At 63.2% G+C, this 21421-nt stretch carries 18 protein-coding genes and 1 riboswitch; of the genes, 10 read left to right on the forward strand and 8 right to left on the reverse strand.

From position 1 onward, the window contains the following. Window positions 1–125 precede the first annotated feature (125 nt). The 5 genes from ACFOSU_RS02260 (at window position 126) to ACFOSU_RS02280 (ending at window position 5384) form a co-directional block, all read left to right on the forward strand. On the forward strand, window positions 126–956 hold the full coding sequence (locus ACFOSU_RS02260; RefSeq protein WP_380686034.1) for a helix-turn-helix transcriptional regulator: 831 nt from the start codon (window positions 126–128) through the stop codon (window positions 954–956). Window positions 957–970: 14 nt separating this feature from the next. Beyond that, on the forward strand, window positions 971–1576 hold the full coding sequence (locus ACFOSU_RS02265; RefSeq protein ID WP_380686036.1) for a LysE family translocator: 606 nt from the start codon (window positions 971–973) through the stop codon (window positions 1574–1576). A 408-nt stretch (window positions 1577–1984) separates the two neighbouring features. After that, window positions 1985–2410: a hypothetical protein gene (locus ACFOSU_RS02270; RefSeq protein WP_380686038.1), complete on the forward strand. Its 426-nt coding sequence runs from the start codon at window positions 1985–1987 to the stop codon at window positions 2408–2410. A gap of 349 nt (window positions 2411–2759) precedes the next feature. Beyond that, window positions 2760–3323 (forward strand): thioredoxin family protein, encoded by a 564-nt coding sequence (locus ACFOSU_RS02275; RefSeq protein WP_380686040.1) that lies wholly within the window; start codon window positions 2760–2762, stop codon window positions 3321–3323. A gap of 609 nt (window positions 3324–3932) precedes the next feature. Next, window positions 3933–5384 carry an NAD-dependent succinate-semialdehyde dehydrogenase gene (locus ACFOSU_RS02280; protein ID WP_380686042.1) on the forward strand — a complete coding sequence of 484 codons (1452 nt, stop codon included), beginning with the start codon at window positions 3933–3935 and terminating at the stop codon, window positions 5382–5384. 80 nt (window positions 5385–5464) lie between these two features. Here ACFOSU_RS02280 and ACFOSU_RS02285 read toward each other — a convergent pair whose 3' ends face one another. After that, a complete protein-coding gene (locus tag ACFOSU_RS02285) occupies window positions 5465–6277 on the reverse strand; it encodes an SDR family NAD(P)-dependent oxidoreductase (protein WP_380686044.1) in 813 nt (270 codons plus the stop codon). Between the two features lie 166 nt (window positions 6278–6443). On the opposite strand from ACFOSU_RS02285, the gene ACFOSU_RS02290 reads away from it, so the two are divergent. Continuing rightward, window positions 6444–7118 (forward strand): TetR/AcrR family transcriptional regulator, encoded by a 675-nt coding sequence (locus ACFOSU_RS02290; RefSeq protein WP_380686046.1) that lies wholly within the window; start codon window positions 6444–6446, stop codon window positions 7116–7118. A 72-nt stretch (window positions 7119–7190) separates the two neighbouring features. Here ACFOSU_RS02290 and ACFOSU_RS02295 read toward each other — a convergent pair whose 3' ends face one another. The 5 genes from ACFOSU_RS02295 to ribB all read right to left on the reverse strand — a co-directional run bounded on the left by ACFOSU_RS02295 (window position 7191) and on the right by ribB (window position 11663). Further along, a complete protein-coding gene (locus ACFOSU_RS02295; protein WP_380686048.1) occupies window positions 7191–8096 on the reverse strand; it encodes a metal-dependent hydrolase in 906 nt (301 codons plus the stop codon). A gap of 55 nt (window positions 8097–8151) precedes the next feature. Next, window positions 8152–9045, reverse strand: coding sequence for a metal-dependent hydrolase (locus tag ACFOSU_RS02300; RefSeq protein ID WP_380686050.1), 894 nt, complete (start codon window positions 9043–9045; stop codon window positions 8152–8154). A gap of 24 nt (window positions 9046–9069) precedes the next feature. Beyond that, window positions 9070–10017, reverse strand: coding sequence for an alpha/beta fold hydrolase (locus ACFOSU_RS02305; RefSeq protein ID WP_380686051.1), 948 nt, complete (start codon window positions 10015–10017; stop codon window positions 9070–9072). A gap of 118 nt (window positions 10018–10135) precedes the next feature. Next, window positions 10136–10939: a MerR family transcriptional regulator gene (locus ACFOSU_RS02310; RefSeq protein WP_380686053.1), complete on the reverse strand. Its 804-nt coding sequence runs from the start codon at window positions 10937–10939 to the stop codon at window positions 10136–10138. 82 nt (window positions 10940–11021) lie between these two features. Next, entirely contained in the window at window positions 11022–11663 is a 642-nt protein-coding gene (gene ribB, locus ACFOSU_RS02315) for a 3,4-dihydroxy-2-butanone-4-phosphate synthase (protein ID WP_380686055.1), read from the reverse strand. 83 nt (window positions 11664–11746) lie between these two features. Then, a riboswitch (FMN riboswitch) is annotated at window positions 11747–11897 on the reverse strand. Window positions 11898–12018: 121 nt separating this feature from the next. Between ribB and ACFOSU_RS02320 the strand changes: the two genes are divergently transcribed. Continuing rightward, window positions 12019–13176 (forward strand): methionine aminotransferase, encoded by a 1158-nt coding sequence (locus ACFOSU_RS02320; protein WP_380686057.1) that lies wholly within the window; start codon window positions 12019–12021, stop codon window positions 13174–13176. A gap of 48 nt (window positions 13177–13224) precedes the next feature. Here the strand turns inward: ACFOSU_RS02320 and ACFOSU_RS02325 are convergent, their stop codons facing one another. Both ACFOSU_RS02325 and ACFOSU_RS02330 read right to left on the reverse strand, forming a co-directional pair. Further along, a complete protein-coding gene (locus ACFOSU_RS02325; RefSeq protein ID WP_380686447.1) occupies window positions 13225–15177 on the reverse strand; it encodes a PhoX family protein in 1953 nt (650 codons plus the stop codon). A gap of 368 nt (window positions 15178–15545) precedes the next feature. After that, window positions 15546–16586 carry a ferritin-like domain-containing protein gene (locus ACFOSU_RS02330; protein ID WP_380686060.1) on the reverse strand — a complete coding sequence of 347 codons (1041 nt, stop codon included), beginning with the start codon at window positions 16584–16586 and terminating at the stop codon, window positions 15546–15548. 536 nt (window positions 16587–17122) lie between these two features. Here ACFOSU_RS02330 and tkt point away from each other — a divergent pair. Genes tkt through ACFOSU_RS02345 form a run of 3 tightly spaced genes read left to right on the forward strand, consistent with a single transcriptional unit; the run spans window position 17123 to window position 21400 of the window. After that, window positions 17123–19126, forward strand: coding sequence for a transketolase (gene tkt / locus ACFOSU_RS02335; RefSeq protein ID WP_380686063.1), 2004 nt, complete (start codon window positions 17123–17125; stop codon window positions 19124–19126). A 44-nt stretch (window positions 19127–19170) separates the two neighbouring features. After that, window positions 19171–20175: a type I glyceraldehyde-3-phosphate dehydrogenase gene (gene gap / locus ACFOSU_RS02340; RefSeq protein WP_380686065.1), complete on the forward strand. Its 1005-nt coding sequence runs from the start codon at window positions 19171–19173 to the stop codon at window positions 20173–20175. Between the two features lie 43 nt (window positions 20176–20218). Next, entirely contained in the window at window positions 20219–21400 is a 1182-nt protein-coding gene (locus tag ACFOSU_RS02345; protein ID WP_380686067.1) for a phosphoglycerate kinase, read from the forward strand. Window positions 21401–21421 lie beyond the last annotated feature (21 nt).

A 21421-nucleotide genomic window follows, 5' to 3' on the forward strand; every position in this document is an offset into this window, starting at 1 on the left:
GGCGCCGTACCGCGCTGTTCGATCCTGTGCGCTCGCGCAATACTGAGCAATATTGTCCAAGATATCCGTACCCGCCGGCGTTACCGTGCCTGTAAATCGGGTCGCGACGTCCCGAGGAGCAGGCCATGGAATCGGACAACCAATTTCGTTTCGTCAAGAGCACGCATCTGCCGGAGCTGACCGTGCTGCACGCGGCCATGGACGGTTTCAGCTATGACCGGCACGCGCATGAGGAACACGCCTTCGGCGTGACCCTGACCGGGCGACAGGACTTCTTCAGCAGCGGCGTCCACCACCGCAGCACGCCCGGCCATGTCATCCAGCTCAATCCCGAGGAGGTGCACGACGGCCATTCCGGCGGCGACGAACCGCTGAGCTATGTGATGGTGTATATCCATCCGCGTCATCTCGAACCGTTGATCGCCGAAGCCGCGGGCATCGCGCGGGTCGATGATTTCCGTGTGCGCGAGACCCTGATGCGGGACCCGGTGCTGCGCGGGCACATCACGGAGCTGGCGCGGCTGGTGTCCGGCGGGACGGGTAGCCGGATCGAGCAGGAGCAGGCGCTCTACGGCATCGCTTCCCGCGCCGCCCGGCACGCCGGCCAGTTCGAGCCGGACGCGGTGGCGACCCGGCCCGACGTGCTGCTCCGACGGGCCCGCGATTACATCCACAGCCATGTCGCCAGCGACCTGTCGCTCGAGGAGATCAGCGAGGCGGCGCATCTGTCCAAGTATCACTTTCTGCGCCTGTTTCGACGCCAGTTCGGCATGACGCCATATCGATATGTGCTCAATTGCCGGATCAACGCCGCGCGCGCGGAGCTGGATACAGGCGCGTCGCTCAGCGACCTGGCGTACCGGTACGGCTTCGCGGACCTGAGCCATTTCAACCGGCGCTTCAAACGGGTCTACGGCATGACACCGAAGCGCTATCAGGAAAGTATCACCCGCTGAATCGGGACACCCCCATGATCGGAATATTCGCGTACGCCATCGGCGTGATGTACACGCCGGGGCCGGTGAATCTGCTCGGCCTGAATACGGGACTGAACGGCCAGTTCCGCGCCTCGACAGGATTTTTCTTCGGCGTCGGGCTGGCGATGCTGATCCTGCTGCTGGCGTTCGGCTGGGCCGGCGCGGCCTGGGTTCGCGGCGACGCGCTGGTCTATATCAGCGCGCTCGGTTGCCTCTATATCGGCTATCTGGCGCTCAAGATCGCGCGCGCCAGCGTGACCATCGATACCAAACGGCAAACCGCGCGGGCGCTGCGTTTCCGGCAGGGCCTGGTGATGCAGTTGCTCAACCCCAAGGGCATCGTCGCCACGTTGCCCATCGCCACTATCCAGTTCCCCGGCGCGGGCATCCACGGCGCCGGTCTGGTGCTGTGGTCCGCGGTGCTCGCCTTGCTCGCGGTCGGCGCGCCCGGCAGTTATTCGCTGGTCGGCGATCTGCTTGGCCGGCGCATCGGCGATCCGAAATACTTTCTCTGGTTCAACCGGGCGATGGCCGTGCTATTGCTCTATGTGGCGGCGGCGATTGCCTATGAGCACGTTTATCTGCCACTGGTGGCCTGAGAAGGCGGGCCTTGGTCGTAATGCCGTTCATTTAAGCGTTGCATAGGCGACGAGCGATATTGAGAGTCCGGTTTTCACGTGATGGAAGCCGAATCTTTTGTATCCTGGCGAGAAAACCCGTGCTGGGGATAGCGGCCGTGCGAGATTTCAGACTTTCTGCCAACGATCGGCCTGAGATCACGCGCTGTAGCGCGACTTCTCTTGGTTCGCTTGCTCCAAACAAGGGCATGTAGACCAATACGCCAAAACGTTAAAGCCATCTGTGCGTCTGAAAAACAATGCTCTACCCGTAGATCGAATCAGCGCGCAGCGCGTAATCCGACCCTAGTCTGTCGAATCCAGCCTCATTGCGATAGGCTCGAACCGGAACATCAAGAACAGCTCGGAGCCGATTGCCGGGAGGGGATTGTGAAACGATTGATACCGATTTTGTATCTGCTGCTAATGCCAAGCGCAATCTGGGCCGCCGAGCCTTGGTACTACGGGGTTTGGACGGTTGTTGGTTCGGATAGCCCGGGTATTAGTGCGATGACGACCGAGGAAGCGAAATCTTGGGACGGTTCGGTCGCGCACTACACGGCCGACATCGCCGAGTTCAGGAAAAATGAATGTAGCGATCCCGTGTATCGGTCGACCGAACAAAGCGCAGCGGAATTTTACGACTACTACAGGTTCGATCCGGCGAAGTTGGGGATCGATGGCAAATCGATTGAGACAATCGAAGTCGGTTGTCCGGATGATTGGATACAGCCTGGATCAAAACTGTTGAAAGTCGATAGCAGGACCGCTTATACGAGCTGGGATGGTGTCTATTTCAAGCTGAATAAACGCTAGCAGCATGGCGGGGTACGTCGACAATAGCCTCGTCAAGGATCGCAGATATCGTAGATCAAGGGGCGGGGTAGGTTGCACTGCGTTTAGGCTTCTTGATGCAAAAATTAAGGGGCATCGCGCATCAGCGTGAAACCCAAGCCGGATCGAAGTAGGCCGCTACCGACAACCCAGCAACCAGATTACCGGGAATGATCCGTGAGTAGGGCTTGTTGAACTTGAGAAATAACCAGCAGATACGGCATCCGGTCGACCACCACGCTGACCTGCTCGTCTTGGGGGCGGCTATGCTTGGGCTTGGGCACACGAGTCTCTAGACTAGGCGGTCTGGACTCCTACAACGAGACACAGCATGTCGCTCACCGATTCCACCATGATGCCGCTGGGCAAGAAAGCGCCGGCTTTCGATCTGCCGGATACCGTATCCGGCGAACAGAAGACGTTTGCCGATATCGCCGGGCCGAAAGCCACGGTGGTGATGTTCATCTGCAACCACTGCCCCTATGTGCTGCACCTGATCGACGAAGTGGTCAAAGTCGCGGAGCACTTTCAGCCGCAGGGCATTGGCTTTGTCGCGATCTCGTCCAACGACATCAGCACGCGGCCCGAGGACGGCCCGGAGCAGATGCAGGTGTTTGCCGAGAGTCGCGGTTTCACCTTCCCTTATCTCTACGACGAGAGCCAGGAAGTCGCCAAGGCTTACGATGCCGTTTGCACGCCTGACTTCTTTGTCTTCGACGCCGACGGCAAGTGTGCCTACCGCGGTCAGTTCGACGAATCGCGGCCGAAGAATGGCGTGGCGGTCACCGGCGCGGAACTGCGCGCTTCGCTCGACGCCATCCTCGAAGGCGACATGATTCCTGGCGACGTGCAGGTGCCCAGCCAAGGCTGCAGCATCAAGTGGAAGGCGGCCTGATCCGTAAGGGCTGAGCAAAGCTGCCGCGCCATGGCGGACAGGCAATATCTCATGCTGCCATGGCGCGGTGGTTGCCGCTGCGGCGAAAACGGCTAAGCGGTTTTGAGCGCCTCGGTCGTGTTCGCCTGACAATATGGCGACTGCCAGCAACGACCCGCCCGCGCGTTCTCGCAAGAGCGCTGATCGATACTGATCAGTTCAGCTGTGCGTGCCGGGGCGCGGGCGATCGCGCGGATATCCGCTGACAGCGCGCCCGAATGGACGCTGACGCCGTGGCGTTCTTCCTTCCGGCCACGTGGACACAGTGGACATACCGGTGGGCGGGTCGAGACCTTCGCCGCCAACGATATCCGTGCCTCACAGTTCCGATGTGTTCGCTCGCTCAGGCCCGCGGTTGCGCCATGCGTCTCCGTCTGGCGGTTGTCCGTCACGGTTGTAGTGTGCGTTGCCCGCCGCGACACTCATCGGTCGTCCTTAAGCGTATTCCCCGCGGGCGCCCGTTTGCTGACGGGTTAATAATTTGCGCGCCATGCATGACGTCGCCGACGGTGCGTCCGGTGTATGGTTGGCATCGATTTCAATGACCTGCCAAGCGTTCGAGGAGAGAACATGCTCGACAAGACCCAGACCTATCCCGACGTCTCGCTGCTGATCAACGGTGAGTGGAAAGCCGCTGAAGGCGGCGACACGCTCGCCGTCATCAACCCCGCCACCGGCGAGACCATCGGCCACCATGCCCGTGCCCGCCAGGCTGATCTGGACGCCGCCTTGGAAGCGGCCGACGCCGGCTTCAAGCAGTGGCGTGCGGTGCCCGCGGTCAAGCGCGCGGCGACGCTGAACAAGGCCGCAGCACTCCTGCGCGAGCGCGCCGACGACATCGCCCGCCTGATGACCATGGAGCAGGGCAAGCCCTTGGCCGAAGCGCGCGGCGAAACGCTGGGCGCGGCCGGTACGCTGGACTGGTTCGCGGAAGAGGCCAAGCGTATCTATGGCCGCGTGATCCCGGCGCGGGCCGCCAACGTTCAGCAGATCGCGAGCAAGCATCCGGTCGGTCCGGTGGCCGCCTTCACGCCGTGGAACTTCCCGCTCAATCAGGCCGTGCGCAAGGTCTCGATCGCGCTCGCCGCCGGTTGCTCGATCATCCTCAAGGGCCCGGAAGAAACGCCGGCCTCGGTGGCCGAACTGATCCGCTGCTATGTCGATGCGGGGGTGCCCGCAGGCGTGGTGAATCTGGTCTTCGGCGTGCCCGCCGAGATCTCCGAATACCTGATCCCGCATCCGGTGATTCGCAAGATCTCTTTCACCGGCTCCACCGCAGTGGGCAAGCAGCTGGCCGCGCTGGCCGGTGCGCATATGAAGCGCAACACGATGGAACTGGGCGGCCATGCGCCGACCATGATCTTCGACGACGCCGACATGAAGACGGCGGTGAAGATGGCGAGCATCGGCAAGTTCATGAACGCCGGTCAGGTCTGTATCGCGCCGACGCGTTTCCTGGTGCAGGAAGGCGTGTACGAGGAGTTCGTCGATCAGTTCGTCAAGGCGGCCGGTTCGATCAAGGTCGGTAACGGCCTGGAAGAGGACACCCGCATGGGCCCGCTGGTGCATGACCGGCGCCCGGGCGCGGTCGGCGACATGATCGACGACGCCAGGAAGCAGGGCGCCGACGTGCGGCTGGGCGGCAAGGCGGCCGACGGTCCCGGCTATTTCTTCGAACCGACGGTGCTGACCAATCTCACCCCCGAGATGAAGATCATGAACGAGGAACCGTTCGGCCCGGTCGCCGTGTTCAACACGTTCAAGGACACCGACGAGGCGATCGCGGAAGCCAATCGCCTGCCTTACGGCCTGGCGGCCTACGCCTTCACCTCGTCGATGAAGACCGCGCATCGGTTGGGTCAGGAAATCGAGGCCGGCATGATCTCGATCAACCATCTGGGTCTGGCCCTGCCGGAGACGCCGTTCGGCGGCGTGAAGGATTCCGGCTACGGCTCGGAAGGCGGCAGCGAGGCGATCGAGTCCTATCTCGAGACGCGTTTCGTGACCACGGCCGCGATCTGATCGCGACTGCGGGCGACCCGCTCGGTAAAAAGCCGCGCAGAGTGACCTGCGCGGCTTTTTCGTTTCCGGGTGGTGGAACGTCAGCCTGGCATCAGGCGCGACATGACTTTCCAGTAGTTGACCGGGATCAGACGCGAGATCACGGAGATGATCTTCGCGTCCACGCCGATAAGGCAGCGCCCCTTCTTCTTGCCCAGATCGTCGAGGATCTTGCGGGCCGCCTGGTCGGGCGTCGTCCGGGCCAGCTTGTCGACGAAATCGCCGGCCGATTTGGATTGGTCGCTGCTGCCGTCGGGGCCGACATAGAAACGCGCCGAATGGGCGATGGCTGTCTTGATGCCGCCCGGATGCACGCACATCACATGCAGGCCGCTGCCCGCGGTTTCATGGCGCAACGCTTCGGTGAAACCGCGTACCGCGAACTTGGTCGCGTTGTAAGTGCCTTGCGTGGGTACGCTGATGATGCCGAATACGCTGGAGACGTTGATCAGCGCGCTGCCGGTGTTTTCCTGCAACAGCGGCAGGAATGTCTTGGTGCCGTGAACCACGCCCCAGAAATTGATCCCCATGATCCACTCGAAATCGTCGTACTCGGTATCGGAGATGGTCTGGGAGTGGGCCACCCCGGCGTTGTTGACCACCAGATCGACCCGCGCATAGTGTTCGACGACCTGATCGCGGAACGCGTCCATCGCGCGGCGATCCGCGACATCCACGTGGGCGGTGAATACCGTCGTATCGCCGCAGGCCGCACGTGTTTGTGCCAGGCCGTCGTCGTCGACGTCGCACAGCGCCAGCCTTGCTCCACGCCTGGCGCACAGCGTGGCGAGGCTGCGGCCGATGCCGGACCCGGCGCCGGTGATGACGACGACTTTACTGTTCAGGTCTTTCATGAGGGTCCTTGTTGGGCCGGGTTCTGCAGCATTGGATCGGTGGGGCGATCGATTGGCGCGACGCTGCCGAATCCGCGTACTTGCGCGCTAACGAGCGGCAAGTTGAAATCTGACATTAGATATTGTCAAAGTTACTTCTGACACCGTTTGATGTCAATATGGGCGCATGAGCAAAGCGTCAGCGACACAACCCGCGGGCAAGGGTCGGGCCTACGGTGGCCGCAGCCTTGAGGAACGTCGGCGCACCCGGCGGGCGCAGTTCGTCGAGGCCGGCATCACGGTGTTCGGCCGCGACGGTTTTCGCGCCGCGACGGTAAAATCGCTGTGTCGCGAGGCCGGGCTGACCGAGCGCTATTTCTACGAGTCGTTCGGCAACGGGGAGGCGCTGTTCGCCGAGGTCTACAAGACGCTGGTCGCGCGCCTGCAGGCCGATGTGGTGGCGGCGATCGACGCCGCGCCCGCGGACCCCGAATCCACGGCGCGAGCCGGCCTGCGGGTGTTCTTCGAGACCATGTATCACCAGCCGGGCGCGGCGCGCATTCTGCTGATCGAGATCTTCGGCATCAGCGGTGAGATCGACAAGCTCTATCGAGGCACCACGCAGAACTTCACCCGCATGCTGCAGGAACTGGTGGGTTCGATCTTTCAACTCGAACGGGCGCGTGGCACGGATCCGGCGATCGTGTCGGCGGGCCTTGTCGGGTCGACCCTGCATATCGCGATGTACTGGACGCTCAGCCGGTATCGCGATCCGCTGGATGTCGTCGTGGAGTCGAGCCTGGCGCTATACGTGGCTGTGGCCCGTCATCTGCATCCGGCTGCGACGACGCCCGACGCGTAGGCCGCACCGTCACGCCAGACCAGGAAAAAGCCGCGGCATGAACCGCGGCTTTTGCGCTGGCGGCGGGGCGGGTCAGTGATGGGTCGCGTAGGCGGCCTCGGCGTCGTCGACCAGCTCGTCGAGCTCGGCCAGCAGATCGGCGTTGTTCTGCTGCCAGGGGTGGAAGCTGTACTTGAAGTAGCTGGCGAACTCCGGAAGCATCCTGCGGATGAAGCCGGGCTTGCCGAACATGAAGTTGGCTAGCTTCACATGGCCGCGCCAGCCCTGCTTGCGGCAGTTTTCGTCGGCTTGCGCCATCTGCCAGTAGAAGCTCATCAGCACCGGCCAGAACAGGGCGGTGGCCAGCGTCATCGCGAAGCTGCGTTCCGCCCAGTTGCGCGGCCCGCGACCGATGCACTTCTCGTAGACGTCGTAGGCGACGGCCTTGTGCTCGACTTCCTCGAGCGCGTGCCAGCGCCACATCCGCTCGAAGTCTTCCTGTGACCCGGCCATCATTTCCGGATAACGCAGCAGCATGTCGCCCATGAGCGCGGTGTAGTGTTCGAGCGCGATGGTTGCGGCCAGCGGCATGGACTTCCAGCTGCTGTTCTTGATCCGCTCGAGCAGATTCCAGGTGAAACGGTCGAGCTTGTGGGCCGGCAGGCCCGCGTTTTCCATCAGTTGGTTGTATTCGATGTGCTCGCGCGAATGCATGGCTTCCTGGCCGATGAACGCGGTCGCCGCCTTGCGTAGATCCGGGTCGGGGATCTCGTCGCGATAGCTGCGCACGGCGTCTATGAACATGCGCTCGCCGGCGGGGAACAGCAGCGACATCGCGTTCATGAACTGGGTGACGTTGGGGCCTTCCTTGTGCCAGTCGCTGATGCGATCCGCCGGCGGCAGGAAGTGCAGATCACGCCGCTCGGGCATGACGTTGACGTGCTCGCTGTGCGGGATAGCGCGCGTCTTGTCTTGCATGTCTGTGGCGTTTTTGCTCATGGCGTTCCTCCGTGCGGGATTGTTGTCGCGGCGCGTGATGCGTGCGCCCAGATGGCTAGTGGTGGCTCGCGTAGGCGGCCTCGGCGTCGCCGACCAGTTCGTCGATTTCGGCCAGCAGTTCGGCGTTGTTCTGTTGCCAGGGATGGAAGCTGTATTTGAAGTAAGCCAGATACTCGGGCAGCAGCTTGCGCAGATAGCCGGGCCTGCCGAGCATGAAGTTGGCGAGCTTCAGGTGGCCGCGCCAGCCGGCCTTGCGGCAGCCCGGGTCGGCCGCGGCCAGACGGCGATAGAACATCATCACGTGAGGCCAGAAAGTGGCTGTGGTGGTGAGCATGATCGCGCTGCGCATGGCGTAGGCCCTGGGCCCGCGACCGACGCATTTTTCGAATACGTCATAGGCCACGGCCTTGTGTTCGACTTCCTCGAGCGCGTGCCAGCGCCACATGCGCTCGTAGTCCTCCTGCGAGCCGCCCATCTGCTCGGGATAGCGCAGCAGGGTGTCGCCCATCAGCGCGGTGAAATGCTCCAGCGCGATAGTCATCAACAGCGGGGTGACCTTCGAGCTGTGCTTCTTCACGTACTCGGTATGCGCCCAGACCTGGGCGTCGAGTTCGCTGGCGGGCAGCCCGGCGGCATCCATCAGCTGGTTGTACTCGGTGTGCTCGCGCGAGTGCATGGCTTCCTGGCCGATGAACGCGGTCGCGGCCTTTCTGAGATCCGGATCGGGAATTTCGTCGCGATAGGCGCGTACGGCATCGATGAACATGCGCTCGCCGGCCGGGAAGAACAGCGACAACGCGTTCATGAACTGGGTCACGTTCGGGCCGGCCTGGTGCCAGTCGCAGATGCGATCGGCGGGTGGCAGAAAATGCAGGTCGCGCTGCTGCGGCATGACCGGGCCGCTGTAGCCGGTGCCGTTGTTATCGAGTTCCGTTGCGGTCTTGCTCATGTCAGCTGTCCTGTGTGGATGCGCTCAGGCCGTGGGCCCTGGACGCGCAGGGGATTGGGCCGCAGGGAGCGTTGGCGACGCCGGTCCGTGGCGGCGAATGAACCGCACGCAGTGCTCGGCGATCGACTGCGGATGCGTGAGCACCGCCCAGTGGGCGGCGTCGATCGGGGTTACGGTCAGGTCCTCGACCCAGCGCTCCAGGCCGTGGGCAAACCCGGGCCCGACGAAGGCGTCGCGCAACGGGGTGATCAGCTGAACCGGGCACTGCGCCGTGCGTGCGCGCGGCTTGAACAGACGCGCGGCGACGTTCGCGCGGTAGAGCTTGATGCCATGAGCGCCGTCTTGCGCCAGCGTCGGGTTGACCGGCAGCGACTGGCCTTCCAGGCGCTTCGAGATCGTCGGCCAGCGTCTGACGAGCACGGTCCGCCAGATCAGGCTAGGCAGCAGCGGGACATGAAACGCGGCGATATACCAGGATCTGCGCGCCTGCTTCTTCAGCGCGGGCCGATCGGTTTGCCATTGGCCGCGCAGCCAATGGCCGACGTGGTCGAGACAGGGACCGGACATCGATGTGAAGCTGGCAATACGATCGGCGAGTCGCGGGTCGGTGACCGCTTCCCAGCTCTGGATCGAGCCCCAGTCATGGGCGATCAGATGCACGGGCGCGTCCGGGCTGGCCCAGTCGATGACGGCTCGCAGATCGGCTTCGAGATAGGCGAGGAGATAGGCCCGCGTTGCCCGTGGACGTGTCGACGCCCCCGCACCGCGCACGTCGTAGCTGACGCAGTGAAACGTCTGCGACAGCACATCGATGACAGGGCCCCAGACGGCATGAGTGTCGGGATAGCCGTGCACGAATACGAGGGTGGGCGCGCTCGAATCGCCGCGGCTGTGGCAGGCCAGCTGCACGCCGTCTCCCCGAATCGAAATCGATTCGTCGGCTGTCGGCGCGTTGTGAAGCGCATGCGTCATTGACATGTTCAATGTAATCGTTACATCAAACAATGTCACAACAGTTTTGTGAGCGCAACTGCAATGTTGCGATGCCGCATCAATGGTCTTTTCAGGCCCTCACGATGCGAGCCGTGGCCTAACGGGCGTCGTGCAGATGCTCCATCAGCAAGGCCAGGCGATCGCCCAGGTGCTGATCGGCGGCCTTGGCCATGGCGCGTGCGACTTCCGGCAATACCGCCATTTCCACAAGTGGCCGGAAGCGCCAGATGAGATCGGCGAGTGCAGGCATGTCCTCCGACGGCGGCAGCTTGCCTTCGCCGTAGCGGTCGAACACATGAATGGCGACCAGTCGCACCATTTCGTCGGCCGCCTGTTCGACGTTGCGTCGCAGATAGGCGACCACGTCGAGCATTTCCTCGAGCGGAATACCGACCTTCACCAGTTCGGCGCCGGCATGCAGCATGCGCGGACTGGGCACGCGATAACGCATGCCTTCGGGCCGGACCACGTCGAGTTCCACGGCTTTCTTGAGCGCGCTGCGCGAGAATTTGCCGCCGAATTTCTTGAGCAACTCCGGCATGGTCACGTAGTCGGGCACTTCGTCCGACCAGGGGCTGGCCACGGCCGTCTCCAGGCCGAGCAGGCTGCCGATGTCGTTGCCGCGTTCCCAGCTTTCGATCAGCTCACCGATATTGGCCAGGGTGTAGCCACGTTCGAGCAGGCGGTTGATGATGCGCAGGCGTGACAGGTGGGCGTCGTTGTAGATGCCCTTGCGGCCGCGGCGTTCGGGCGGCGGCAGCAGGCCGCGATCCTGATAGGCGCGGATATTGCGCACCGTGCTGCCCGTCTCGCGCGCCAGCGCGTCGATGGAGAATTCCGGTGTGGCCGCCTCGGTCTCGGGCTCGGCCGGCGTCTGATCATTGCGGTACGCGCGTTTCATCGTTAGAGGATAGCCCGCTGCCGGCACCGCGTCATCCGTTGACAGCCGCGGGCGACCCGGACAACGGCGTGCCGCCGACGGCTCAAGCGCACTGTTCGGCAAGCTCGGCCCGGCAGGCGGCGATCTCGTCGATGGTGAGCACCGGCATGTCGTGCTGGCGTGCGTAGCGTTCGATATCGGCATTGCCGGCCATCGTGCCGTCGTCGTTCATCAGCTCACAGAGCACCGACGCCGGACGCATGCCGGCGAGAATCGCCAGATCGAGCGAGCCTTCGGTATGGCCGCGGCGTTCGAGCACGCCACCGGCCCGGGCACGCAGCGGAAACACATGGCCCGGACTCACGATCTGGTGATCGCCTTCGAGCGACTCCAGTGCGGCCTTGATCGTGGTCACCCGGTCGATCGCGGATACGCCGGTGGTCACGCCGTGGGCGGCTTCGATGGAGATAGTGAAGCCGGTGCCGTGACGGGCCTGGTTGTCGCTGACCATGGGCGGCAGGCCGAGCGCGCTGACGCTGGCGCCGTCCAGCACCAGGCAGACGATGCCGCTGCCGTTGCGGATCATCTTGATCATGGTGTCGGGTTGCAGATTTTCCGCGGCGGCGACGATGTCCGCTTCGTTTTCGCGGTCGGCGTCGTCGAGCAGCAGTACCGGGAGGCCGGCCTGAAAGGCAGCGATCGCGGCGGCAAGCCTGGGATGGCGATGGGAATCAATCGATGGCATGAAACGTCCTCTTGTAACCGAGTCAACGTTTCAGGGCAGCAGGCGCACAGGCGTTGGCAAACACTAGGCCGGCCGCAGCGGTCGCGCGTCTTCTTTCATCCGGACTATGACCGTCGGCTCTGGAATCGCACCAGATCTGCTGACCTTCGACCGAGACGATCGAAGCGCTCGCGGGCTTGCCGTGAAAAACGGCTTACCGCCGGTGGGGAGTTACACCCCGCCCTGAAGACGGCGCGAGTATAGCCCATCGTGTCTGTATCGAACAGCTATTTCCCGCGTATCGACTCGCCCCTGTGTCGACGACAGCCGATGCTAGTATCTGCCTCCAACGCCACCGAACGATGAGAGCAGGGCGATGACGCCGAGCCTGGAGACCAAGCTGCCCCGCGTGGGCACGACCATTTTCAGTGTGATGAGCCAGCTCGCGCTCGAGCACAATGCGGTGAATCTCGGCCAGGGGTTTCCGGATTTCGCGCCGCCGGCGCGACTGACCCAGGCGCTGACCCGCGCGATGGCGGATGGGCACAACCAGTATCCGCCCGGCATCGGTCTGCCGGCGCTGCGCGAGCAGATCGCGCACAAGACCGAACGCCTTTATGGTCGTGCCACGGACGCGGCCACGGAGGTCACGGTGACGTCAGGGGCAACCGAAGCAATTTTCGCGGCCATCGCGGCGGTCGTGCGCGCCGGCGACGAGGTCCTCGTGCTCGACCCCGCCTACGACTGCTACGAACCCGCCATCGATCTGCAGAACGCGACCGCCGTGCGCGTGCCGTTGACGCTGCCGGACTTTGCGGTGGACTGGCAGCGGGTGCGCGACGCGATCACGGCCCGGACGCGCCTGATCATCGTCAACTCGCCGCACAACCCGACCGGCGCGGTGTTCAGCGCGGCCGATCTCGATGCGCTGGCCGATGCCCTGCGTGACACGAGCGTCTGGGTGCTCGCGGACGAGGTCTACGAACACATGGTCTTCGACGGCGCGGCGCACCAGAGCGTGGCCCGGCACGCCGAACTGGCCGAGCGCAGCTTCATCGTGAGCTCCTTCGGCAAGACCTATCACTGCACCGGCTGGAAAGTGGGGTATTGCATCGCGCCCCCCGCGTTGACCGCCGAATTTCGCAAGGTTCATCAGTACCTGACCTTTGCCACCTTCGGCCCGGCGCAGTGGGCGTTCGCGGATATGCTGGCGGCCGAACCCGAGCATTATCTGCAGTTGCCGGCGTTCTATCAGCACAAGCGGGACGCGTTTCGGGCCATGCTCGCCGAGACCCCGCTCACGCGGCTGGATGTGCCGGGCGGCTATTTTCAGCTGGTCGACTATTCCGCGGTGCGCGATGTCGACGACGTGACTTTCTGCCAGTGGCTGGTACGCGAAGCGGGTGTGGCTGCGGTGCCGTTGAGCCCGTTCTTCGAGACCCCGCCGGACACCCGCCTGCTGCGGCTGTGTTTCGCCAAGAATGATGCGACGCTCACGGCCGGCGTCGAGCGCCTGGCGCAACTGCGGGCATGAAAAAGGCCCGGCTATGCCGGGCCTTGCAGGTCTGCACCGTGCGTTTTTTTACAGGGCGATTTCACCGCCGTCGTCGCGGCTGATTGCCAGTGTCGCCGAACGCGGCGGCACGCCATCGGTGTAGTCCGGAAAGCGACCGCCCGGATGCTGCACGTTGGCGAACAGCGTCTTGGCATCGGCCGACAACTCGCTGCCGGTCATCTCGCAGCCCTGCGGGCCGACCAGGAAGCGCTTGAGGCTGGCCTGATTGTCCGGTGTGATGGTGCGATCGCCGGACAGCGCTGCCGGAATGACGGCCAGCATCTGGTCGTTGGTGGCGTCGGCGACTTCGTTGCCGCCGTTGTCGGTCTGAATCCAGAGCACGCCGCGCCGATCGAACCATAGGCCATCGGGGCCGGCGAATTCGTTGTCGGTGGTCAGGCCGGAGCGGTTGATATTGTCGTCGGCGCTGGCCGGGGCACCGAATACGAAGATGTCCCAGGTGAACGTGGTGGCTGCGGGATCGTTGCCGGCTTCGGTCTGGCGGATGATATGACCGTAGGTGTTGTTGGCGCGCGGGTTGGCGGCATTGACCGCTTCTTCGCCGTCGCTACCCCGGTCGCTGTTGTTGGTGAGCGTGTAGTACACGTCGCCGCTGATCGGGTCCACGGCGGACCACTCGGGGCGATCCATCGGCGTGGCGCCGGCCAGATCGGCCGCGATGCGGGTGTTCACCAGCAGTTCGGCCTGGCTGGCGAAGCGGCCGGCCAGTGTCGCGCTCTTGCTGACATCCAGCGGCAGCCATTTGCCGGTGCCGTCGTCGTCGAAGCGGGCGACATAGAGCGTGCCGCGGTCGAGCATGTCCGGCGCCGGGCTGGCGGCATTCCAGGCGTCTTCGGTGACGAACTTGTAGCAGTATTCGCCACGGGCATCGTCGCCCATGTAGAAGGCGATCTGCTTGCCTTCGGTGATCAGGCTCGGCTCGACGCCTTCATGCCGGAAACGGCCCATCGCGGTGCGTTTTCTGGGCGTGGACGACGGATCGCCGGGGTCGACTTCGACCACCCAGCCGAAGTTGTTGACTTCATTGCGCCAGTCGTCGGTCGCGCCCGAGCCGTTGGCGGTGACGTCGAAACGGGCGAACTCGCCGTTGTCTTCGTCGGTCGCGTCATCGGAGACCGCGGCCCAGAAAAAACCGAAGCCGACGTCGTCGATGCCGTAGCGCGACAGCGCGGGGCTGGTATCGGTGGTGGTGAAATAGCCCTGGATATTTTCCTCGCCGGACAGATAGGTGCCCCAGGGCGTGAAGCCGCGGCCGCAGTTGTTGAGCGTGCCGCGCGTCGCGGTCCCGTCCGGGCTGTAAGGGGTGACCAGATACTCGGAGCCGGCCACCGGGCCAGACATCGCGATATCCGTCATCGCCGTGATGCGGCGGTTGAAGCTTGACATCTGATGCGCCCAGCGCCCGTTGCCGTCGCGGGCGATCTGCACGACCGACATGCCGTGTGCCGCCATTTCGCGACGAATCTGCTCGGGGTCGTTGGGCATGCCGTCGCCGTCGACGCTGCGGCCCGCGGGCAGCAGGTTCTCGCGGGTGATGTTTTCGTGGTTGACGACCAGAATACCCTGATTGGGGCTGTCGTCGGCCTGAAACAGGTACATGCCGTCGTGGTGCATGCCGGTTTGGCCGGCCTGATCGGCCGCGGTATTGGTGGCCGGGTCGAATGCGGCGGCGCCGGCGACGATGGGCGTCCCCCAGGCCAGCAGGGTGTCCACGCTGTAGCCGTCCGGGACGACCACCTGATCGGCCAGTGAGCGGGGCACGGAGTCGAACGACAACGTCTGCGAGGAGGCCGGCGGCGTGGTGCCGGTTCCGGCGTTGTGGTCGCCATCGTCGGAGTCGTTGTTGTCGTCCGAGCAGCCGGCCAGACCTGCGCCTGCAAGAATTGTGGTGGCGGCGAGACCGAGGCCGCCGCGCAATGTGGCGCGTCGGCTCAGGCGCGATTCCAGCAGTCGCGACATGCTCGGCGAATCGCTCTGCGAGCGCACGGGTTCGTTGCTTTTGACTTCGGCTTCGTCGATCTCGATGCGAGGCAGGCGAAAGCGCGGACGGTTATGGGTCATGAATGGTCTCCCTGGTTCGATTGGTCTATGGCCAACGTTGGCAGCGACAAACCCTAGAGACCCGCTGTTACGAGACGGTGAAAAACCGACTCATATGACGGTTTTTTATTATTCCTGTTACTTGTTGCGTGCGGTGGAGCGCTGTAAAAAAGCCCCGGCCGGAGCCGGGGCTTCGTCTGCTTCAGAGAAACATCAACGAACCGGGTCGAAGTGGCGCATCGGTCGCACGATGATCCATTCTCTAGCGGTCGCCGACGTGCCGCACTTTATGTGTCGCTGCTGGACGCCGGCGCGGCACTGCTCTGTTTGAAGTAGCCATTCGTGCCGGCCGGGAAGAAGCCGCCTTGATTGGCTTCGTCGGCGGTGAGATAGACCACGTTCAGCACATCGTCCGGGGTGCGTCCATAGGCGACGCCGTTATCGTCCAGCGGCACGATATTCGATGCCTGGCCGGTCGCGCCCATTGGCACGTCGTCTGTCGGCGCAATGCCCTGATCCTTGTCGGCCGCCCCACCGTCGTCGAAGCTGTCTCGGGCGTTGGAAATGGTCTGCACCGTATTGAACAGATCCTGATTGCCGCTACGACGCGCCTGGGAATAGAGAATGGTACGAATCAGTCCGGAGTGATAGGACTCGGCCGCGAGGAAGCCTGCGGCCACCGACAGGATGTTGGGGTCCTGAATCAGCGGTGCGGCGCCCTTGTACGCCGTGACGCCGACGTCTTCGAAGATGAATGCGGCGAGCAGGAAGTTGGTCGGGTTGGCGGTGTAGTCGAAATCCGCGCCCAGAGCTGCCCTGAACGCCGTATCGAGCGCAATCTGCGGTTCGGCGACGGCGGCCGATCCCAATGCGCCGCGCAAGGTCTTGACGTGATCGTATTCGTCGACCGCGATCTCGTTGGCGTATTCACGGACGATGGTGCCGAACATGGCATCGTCGGGGTCGGCGAAGTTGACCATCGCACCGCCGGATACGGTGCCCTGCATACCTGTGCCGGTGGTCATCTCGCGCGGGATACCCGAACCAGTGGCCGCGTACAGATAGAACTCGGCTTCGAGATACTCGAGATTCAACGCGAAATTGAGAATGTCGATGTCAGTGAACGGATTGGTGTCGCCATCCTGTGCCATCGCGGCATTGTCGTAATCGCTGTTGCACGCCGCCAGCAGCGTGCTGCCGATCAGACCGGCGGAAAACATGCCGGTATTGGTCAGAAAGCGGCGACGCGCGTTGTTGATCTTGCCGGGGGTCAGAATGCGGCTCGCTGCCTGCCCAATCAGATCATCGTCTTTCACTTCGTCGGTCATAGCGGGATCCCTCTGCTTGTTAATGTGCGTTACATTTTTATTTCGCAACGAATTACGGGTTACGGACAGCCATCTCCAGGGCCTGGCGCGTGAGCAGACCACCACAAAGTGGCGAGCACGTCGCAGGGGCGTATCAAGGATGTTGCGCTGCGGTAACCCCAAATACCGTCGAAGCCTGACGCTAGCACAGCTGGATCTTTTTATGTTTTCTATTTCAGTGTTTTAGCCGCACGGTGCGTGTCGATACTCTTGTAATCGAGGAATCCGATATTGGGATAAAAATCCCAAGATACTGAAAGAGCATAATTTTTAACCATGTCTTTGCATAAGAAATAATTATAAAAATATGTTGATCGTAAAGAAATAAAAATGCTTAAACTGGTTGTCCGGTAACCATTTCCAACACAAGTCGGCTGTTCGGGAGTGATCGGCGTTCCGGCTGTTGCTGCCGTCGAACGAGCCCTGGCCATGTTGCCCGCTACAACGCTTTAATAGACAATGGCCGGCCTTTGTCAAGCTGCGCCAGAGGTTTATCCATGCCCGCACGCCGCGATCTCGCCAACGCCATCCGAATTCTGGCCATGGACGCTGTCCAACAAGCCACTTGCGGCCATCCGGGCATGCCCATGGGCATGGCGGATATAGCTGAAGTCCTGTTCAACGATCATCTGAAGATGAATCCGGGCAATCCGGACTGGGCCGACCGCGACCGTTTCCTGTTGTCCAACGGGCATGGGTCGATGCTGCAGTACGCGGCCCTGCATCTGGCCGGCTACGATCTGTCGATCGATGATCTGCGTGATTTTCGCCAACTCCATTCGAAGACCCCGGGTCATCCGGAGAACTTCATGACGCCGGGGGTCGAGACGACTACCGGGCCGCTGGGTCAGGGGCTGGCCAACGCGGTAGGCATGGCGCTGGCCGAGGCGGCGCTCGGCGCCCGCTTCAATCACGACGACGCCCGAATCGTCGATCACCGCACCTGGTGTTTCGTGGGCGACGGCTGCCTGATGGAAGGCATTTCCCACGAAGCCTGCTCGCTGGCGGGCACGCTGGGCCTGGGCAAGCTGGTCGTGTTCTACGACGACAACGGCATCTCGATCGACGGCGAGACCGAGGGCTGGTTCACCGACGATAGCGCGTCGCGCTTCGAAGCCTATGGTTGGCAGGTGATACGCAACGTCGATGGCCACGATGCCGAAGAGATCAAGACGGCGATCGATACCGCCAAGAAGGAAACCCGCAAACCCACGCTGATCTGCTGCAAGACGGTGATCGGCTGGGGCTCGCCCAATATGCAGGGCACGGCGGGAGCGCACGGTGCGGCGTTGGGCGACGATGAAATCGCGGCGGCACGCGCCGAGATCGGCTGGAAAGACACGACGCGTTTCGCCGTGCCCGACGATATCTACGCCGGCTGGAACAAGCGCGAGGCGGGTGCGGCCGCGGAGAAGGCCTGGCAGGGTGCGTTTGCCGACTACGAACAAAAACATCCGCAGGACGCCGCCGAATTCAAGCGTCGCCTTGCCGGTGAGATGCCGCAGAACTGGTCGGCCCTGTGTCGTCAGTTCATCGAAAAGACCCAGTCCGATGGCAAGCGCACCGCCACGCGCAAGGCATCGAAAGCAGCGATCGGCGCCTATGCGGCGGCGCTGCCCGAGTTGCTGGGCGGTTCGGCCGATCTGTCCGGTTCCAACGGAACCGATTTCGACGGTCATCGTGCGATCACCGCGCTCGACTACAGCGGCAACTATGTCTATTACGGCGTGCGTGAATTCGGCATGACCGCCATCACCAACGGCCTGAGTCTGCACGGCGGCTTCACGCCGTTCGGTGCCACCTTCCTGACCTTCTCGGACTATGCCCGCAATGCGGTCCGCATGGCCGCGCTCATGCGTTCGCGCAATATTCTGGTCTATACCCACGACTCCATCGGCCTGGGTGAAGACGGCCCGACCCATCAGGCGGTCGAGCATGTCGCGAGCCTGCGGCTGATTCCCAACCTGCATGTCTGGCGCCCCGGCGACGATGTGGAAACGGCGGTGGCCTGGCAGGCGGCGATCGAGCGCGCGAACGGGCCCACGGCACTGGTGCTGTCGCGCCAGGATATGGACCATCAGACGCGTGACGCCGACCAGATCGCGGCGATCGCCCAGGGTGGCTATGTGCTGCGCGAGCCCGAAGGCGAGGCACAAGCGCTGGTCATCGGCACCGGCTCGGAGCTGGAGCTGGCCGTGGCCGCGGCCGAACGGCTGAACGCCGAGGGCATCGGTGTGCGGGTCGTGTCCATGCCTTGCCTGGAGGTCTTCAACGCCCAGAGTGCGGCGTATCGCGAATCGGTGTTGCCGGCCGGCATTACCGCGCGTGTCGCGGTCGAGGCCGGCGTCTCGGACAGCTGGTATCGATTTGTCGGTGCGGCCGGTCAGGTGATCGGTGTCGACGATTTCGGCATGTCGGCTCCGGCCGAACAGGTTTACGAGGCGTTCGGTGTCACCGCAAACGCGGTGGTCGAGGCGCTCAAGTCGCAGGTGCGGGGCTAGTTCAGTCGCCCGGCACGGGTTTATCAGTCAACGAAGAGGTAGTTATGGCAGTCAAAGTCGGTATCAATGGTTATGGTCGTATCGGTCGCAACGTGCTGCGCGCACTCTATGAGGCCGGTCGCACGAACGAGATCCAGATCGTGGCGATCAACGATCTCGGCAACGCCGAGACCAACGCGCATCTGACCCAGTACGACACCGCGCACGGCCGTTTTCCGGGCGAAGTCTCGGTAGAAGGCGACAACCTCGTCGTCAACGGCGACAAGATCAAGGTGCTGGCCGAGCGCAACCCCGCCGATCTGCCCTGGGGCGATCTGGGCGTGGATATCGTGCTCGAATGTACGGGCCTGTTCGCCAGCGAGGAGAAAGCGAGCGCGCATCTGAAAGGCGGCGCCAAGAAGGTGCTGATTTCCGCGCCCGCCGGCAAGATGAAAACGATCGTCTACGGCGTCAATCACGACACGATCAACGCCGACGACAAGATCATCTCCAATGCGTCCTGCACCACCAACTGCCTGGCTCCGCTGGTCAAGCCGCTGCACGATGCCTTCGGTCTGGAATACGGGCTGATGAACACGATTCACTCGTACACCAACGATCAGGTGTTGTCGGATGTGTATCACTCGGATCTGCGTCGTGCCCGCAGTGCCACCCAGAGCATGATCCCGACCAAGACCGGGGCCGCCGCGGCCGTGGGCCTGGTGATGCCGGAGCTCGACGGCAAGCTCGACGGCTTTGCCGTGCGCGTGCCGACCATCAACGTGTCGATGGTCGATCTGACCGCGCAGGTCTCCAAGGACACCACGGTGGAAGAGGTCAACGCCGTGCTCAAGAAGGCCGCCGATGGCCCGCTCAAGGGCGTGCTCGCCTACAGCGAAGCGCCGTTGGTGTCGCAGGACTTCAACCACGATCCGGTCTCCTCGACCGTCGACGCGGAACTGACCAAGGTTATCGGCGGCAAGATGATCAAGGTCTGCTCCTGGTACGACAACGAATGGGGTTTCTCCAACCGCATGCTCGATACCGCGCTGGTGCTCGCCAAGGCCTGATCGTCGAGTCCGTAAAGCAACAACAAGACCGAGGAATGCGACCATGACCGCCATGCTGAAAATGGAAGACGTCGATCTGGCCGGCAAGCGCGTGCTGATCCGTCAGGATCTGAACGTGCCGTTTGCCAACGGCGAGGTCAGTTCCGCGGGGCGTATCAAGGCGTCGGTGCCGACCATCAAGGCGGCGCTGGAAGCGGGTGCCCGGGTGATGGTCATGTCGCATCTCGGTCGGCCTAAGGAAGGCGAGCCGGACAGCGAGCACAGTCTCGCCCCGGTCGCCCGCTATCTGTCGGAGTTGCTGCGCATGGATGTGCCGCTCGTGACCGACTGGCTCGACGGCGTCGAGGTCGGCGAGGGCGAAATCGTCATGTGCGAGAACGTGCGCTTCAACGTCGGCGAGAAAGCCAATGACGAGGCGCTGGCGAAGAAGATGGCGGCCCTGTGCGACGTGTTCGTGATGGACGCCTTCGGAACCGCTCATCGCGCCCAGGCCTCGACCGAGGGCGTGGCACGGTTCGCGCCTGTCGCCTGCGCCGGACCGTTGCTGGCCGCCGAGGTCGAGGCGTTGACCGCCGCGCTCGGCGACCCGGCGCGCCCGCTGGTCGTGATCGTCGGGGGTTCCAAGGTATCGTCCAAGCTGGAGCTACTTGAGAGTCTGGCGAACGTTGCTGATCAGCTGATCGTGGGCGGCGGCATCGCCAACACCTTTCTCGCGGCCGCCGGCCATAACGTCGGGGCGTCGCTCTACGAACCCGATCTGCTGGGCGCTGCGCGCCTGATCGATCGTGAAATTCGTAATCGGGGCGGCGAGATTCCGTTGCCCACCGATGTCATCGCGGCGACCGAAGTCTCGCCCGAGGCGCATCCGGAAGTACGGCCGGTCTCCGAAGTCGAGAGCGACGAGATGATTCTCGACGTGGGACCGGACAGTCGCGATCGTATCGCCCGAATTCTGCAGGACGCCGGTACCATCGTCTGGAACGGCCCGCTGGGTGTGTTCGAGATCGATCAGTTCGGCGGTGGCACGCATGTGCTGGCCCGTGCGATCGCCCGCAGCGAGGCGTTTTCGATCGCCGGTGGCGGCGATACTCTGGCGGCCATCGAAAAATATCGCATCGAAGACGATGTATCCTACATTTCTACCGGCGGCGGTGCCTTTCTGGAATTCCTGGAAGGCAAGACGTTGCCGGCCATTGCCGTTCTCGAGGAACGCGCGAAGGGCTGATCCGCCCCGCGCGCGCACCGC

It is taken from the genome of Salinisphaera aquimarina (assembly GCF_042643355.1).
Lineage (GTDB): Bacteria > Pseudomonadota > Gammaproteobacteria > Nevskiales > Salinisphaeraceae > Salinisphaera > Salinisphaera aquimarina.

Excerpts from the sequence above, each read along its gene's own strand:
- ACFOSU_RS02260 (WP_380686034.1), top strand. The coding sequence starts at position 126 with ATGGAATCGGACAACCAATTTCGTTTCGTCAAGAGCACGCATCTGCCG.
- ACFOSU_RS02265 (WP_380686036.1), top strand. The coding sequence starts at position 971 with ATGATCGGAATATTCGCGTACGCCATCGGCGTGATGTACACGCCGGGG.
- ACFOSU_RS02275 (WP_380686040.1), top strand. The coding sequence starts at position 2,760 with ATGTCGCTCACCGATTCCACCATGATGCCGCTGGGCAAGAAAGCGCCG.
- ACFOSU_RS02280 (WP_380686042.1), top strand. The coding sequence starts at position 3,933 with ATGCTCGACAAGACCCAGACCTATCCCGACGTCTCGCTGCTGATCAAC.
- ACFOSU_RS02285 (WP_380686044.1), bottom strand. The coding sequence starts at position 6,277 with ATGAAAGACCTGAACAGTAAAGTCGTCGTCATCACCGGCGCCGGGTCC.
- ACFOSU_RS02290 (WP_380686046.1), top strand. The coding sequence starts at position 6,444 with ATGAGCAAAGCGTCAGCGACACAACCCGCGGGCAAGGGTCGGGCCTAC.
- ACFOSU_RS02295 (WP_380686048.1), bottom strand. The coding sequence starts at position 8,096 with ATGAGCAAAAACGCCACAGACATGCAAGACAAGACGCGCGCTATCCCG.
- ACFOSU_RS02300 (WP_380686050.1), bottom strand. The coding sequence starts at position 9,045 with ATGAGCAAGACCGCAACGGAACTCGATAACAACGGCACCGGCTACAGC.
- ACFOSU_RS02305 (WP_380686051.1), bottom strand. The coding sequence starts at position 10,017 with ATGACGCATGCGCTTCACAACGCGCCGACAGCCGACGAATCGATTTCG.
- ACFOSU_RS02310 (WP_380686053.1), bottom strand. The coding sequence starts at position 10,939 with ATGAAACGCGCGTACCGCAATGATCAGACGCCGGCCGAGCCCGAGACC.
- ribB (WP_380686055.1), bottom strand. The coding sequence starts at position 11,663 with ATGCCATCGATTGATTCCCATCGCCATCCCAGGCTTGCCGCCGCGATC.
- ACFOSU_RS02320 (WP_380686057.1), top strand. The coding sequence starts at position 12,019 with ATGACGCCGAGCCTGGAGACCAAGCTGCCCCGCGTGGGCACGACCATT.
- ACFOSU_RS02325 (WP_380686447.1), bottom strand. The coding sequence starts at position 15,177 with ATGTCGCGACTGCTGGAATCGCGCCTGAGCCGACGCGCCACATTGCGC.
- ACFOSU_RS02330 (WP_380686060.1), bottom strand. The coding sequence starts at position 16,586 with ATGACCGACGAAGTGAAAGACGATGATCTGATTGGGCAGGCAGCGAGC.
- tkt (WP_380686063.1), top strand. The coding sequence starts at position 17,123 with ATGCCCGCACGCCGCGATCTCGCCAACGCCATCCGAATTCTGGCCATG.
- gap (WP_380686065.1), top strand. The coding sequence starts at position 19,171 with ATGGCAGTCAAAGTCGGTATCAATGGTTATGGTCGTATCGGTCGCAAC.
- ACFOSU_RS02345 (WP_380686067.1), top strand. The coding sequence starts at position 20,219 with ATGACCGCCATGCTGAAAATGGAAGACGTCGATCTGGCCGGCAAGCGC.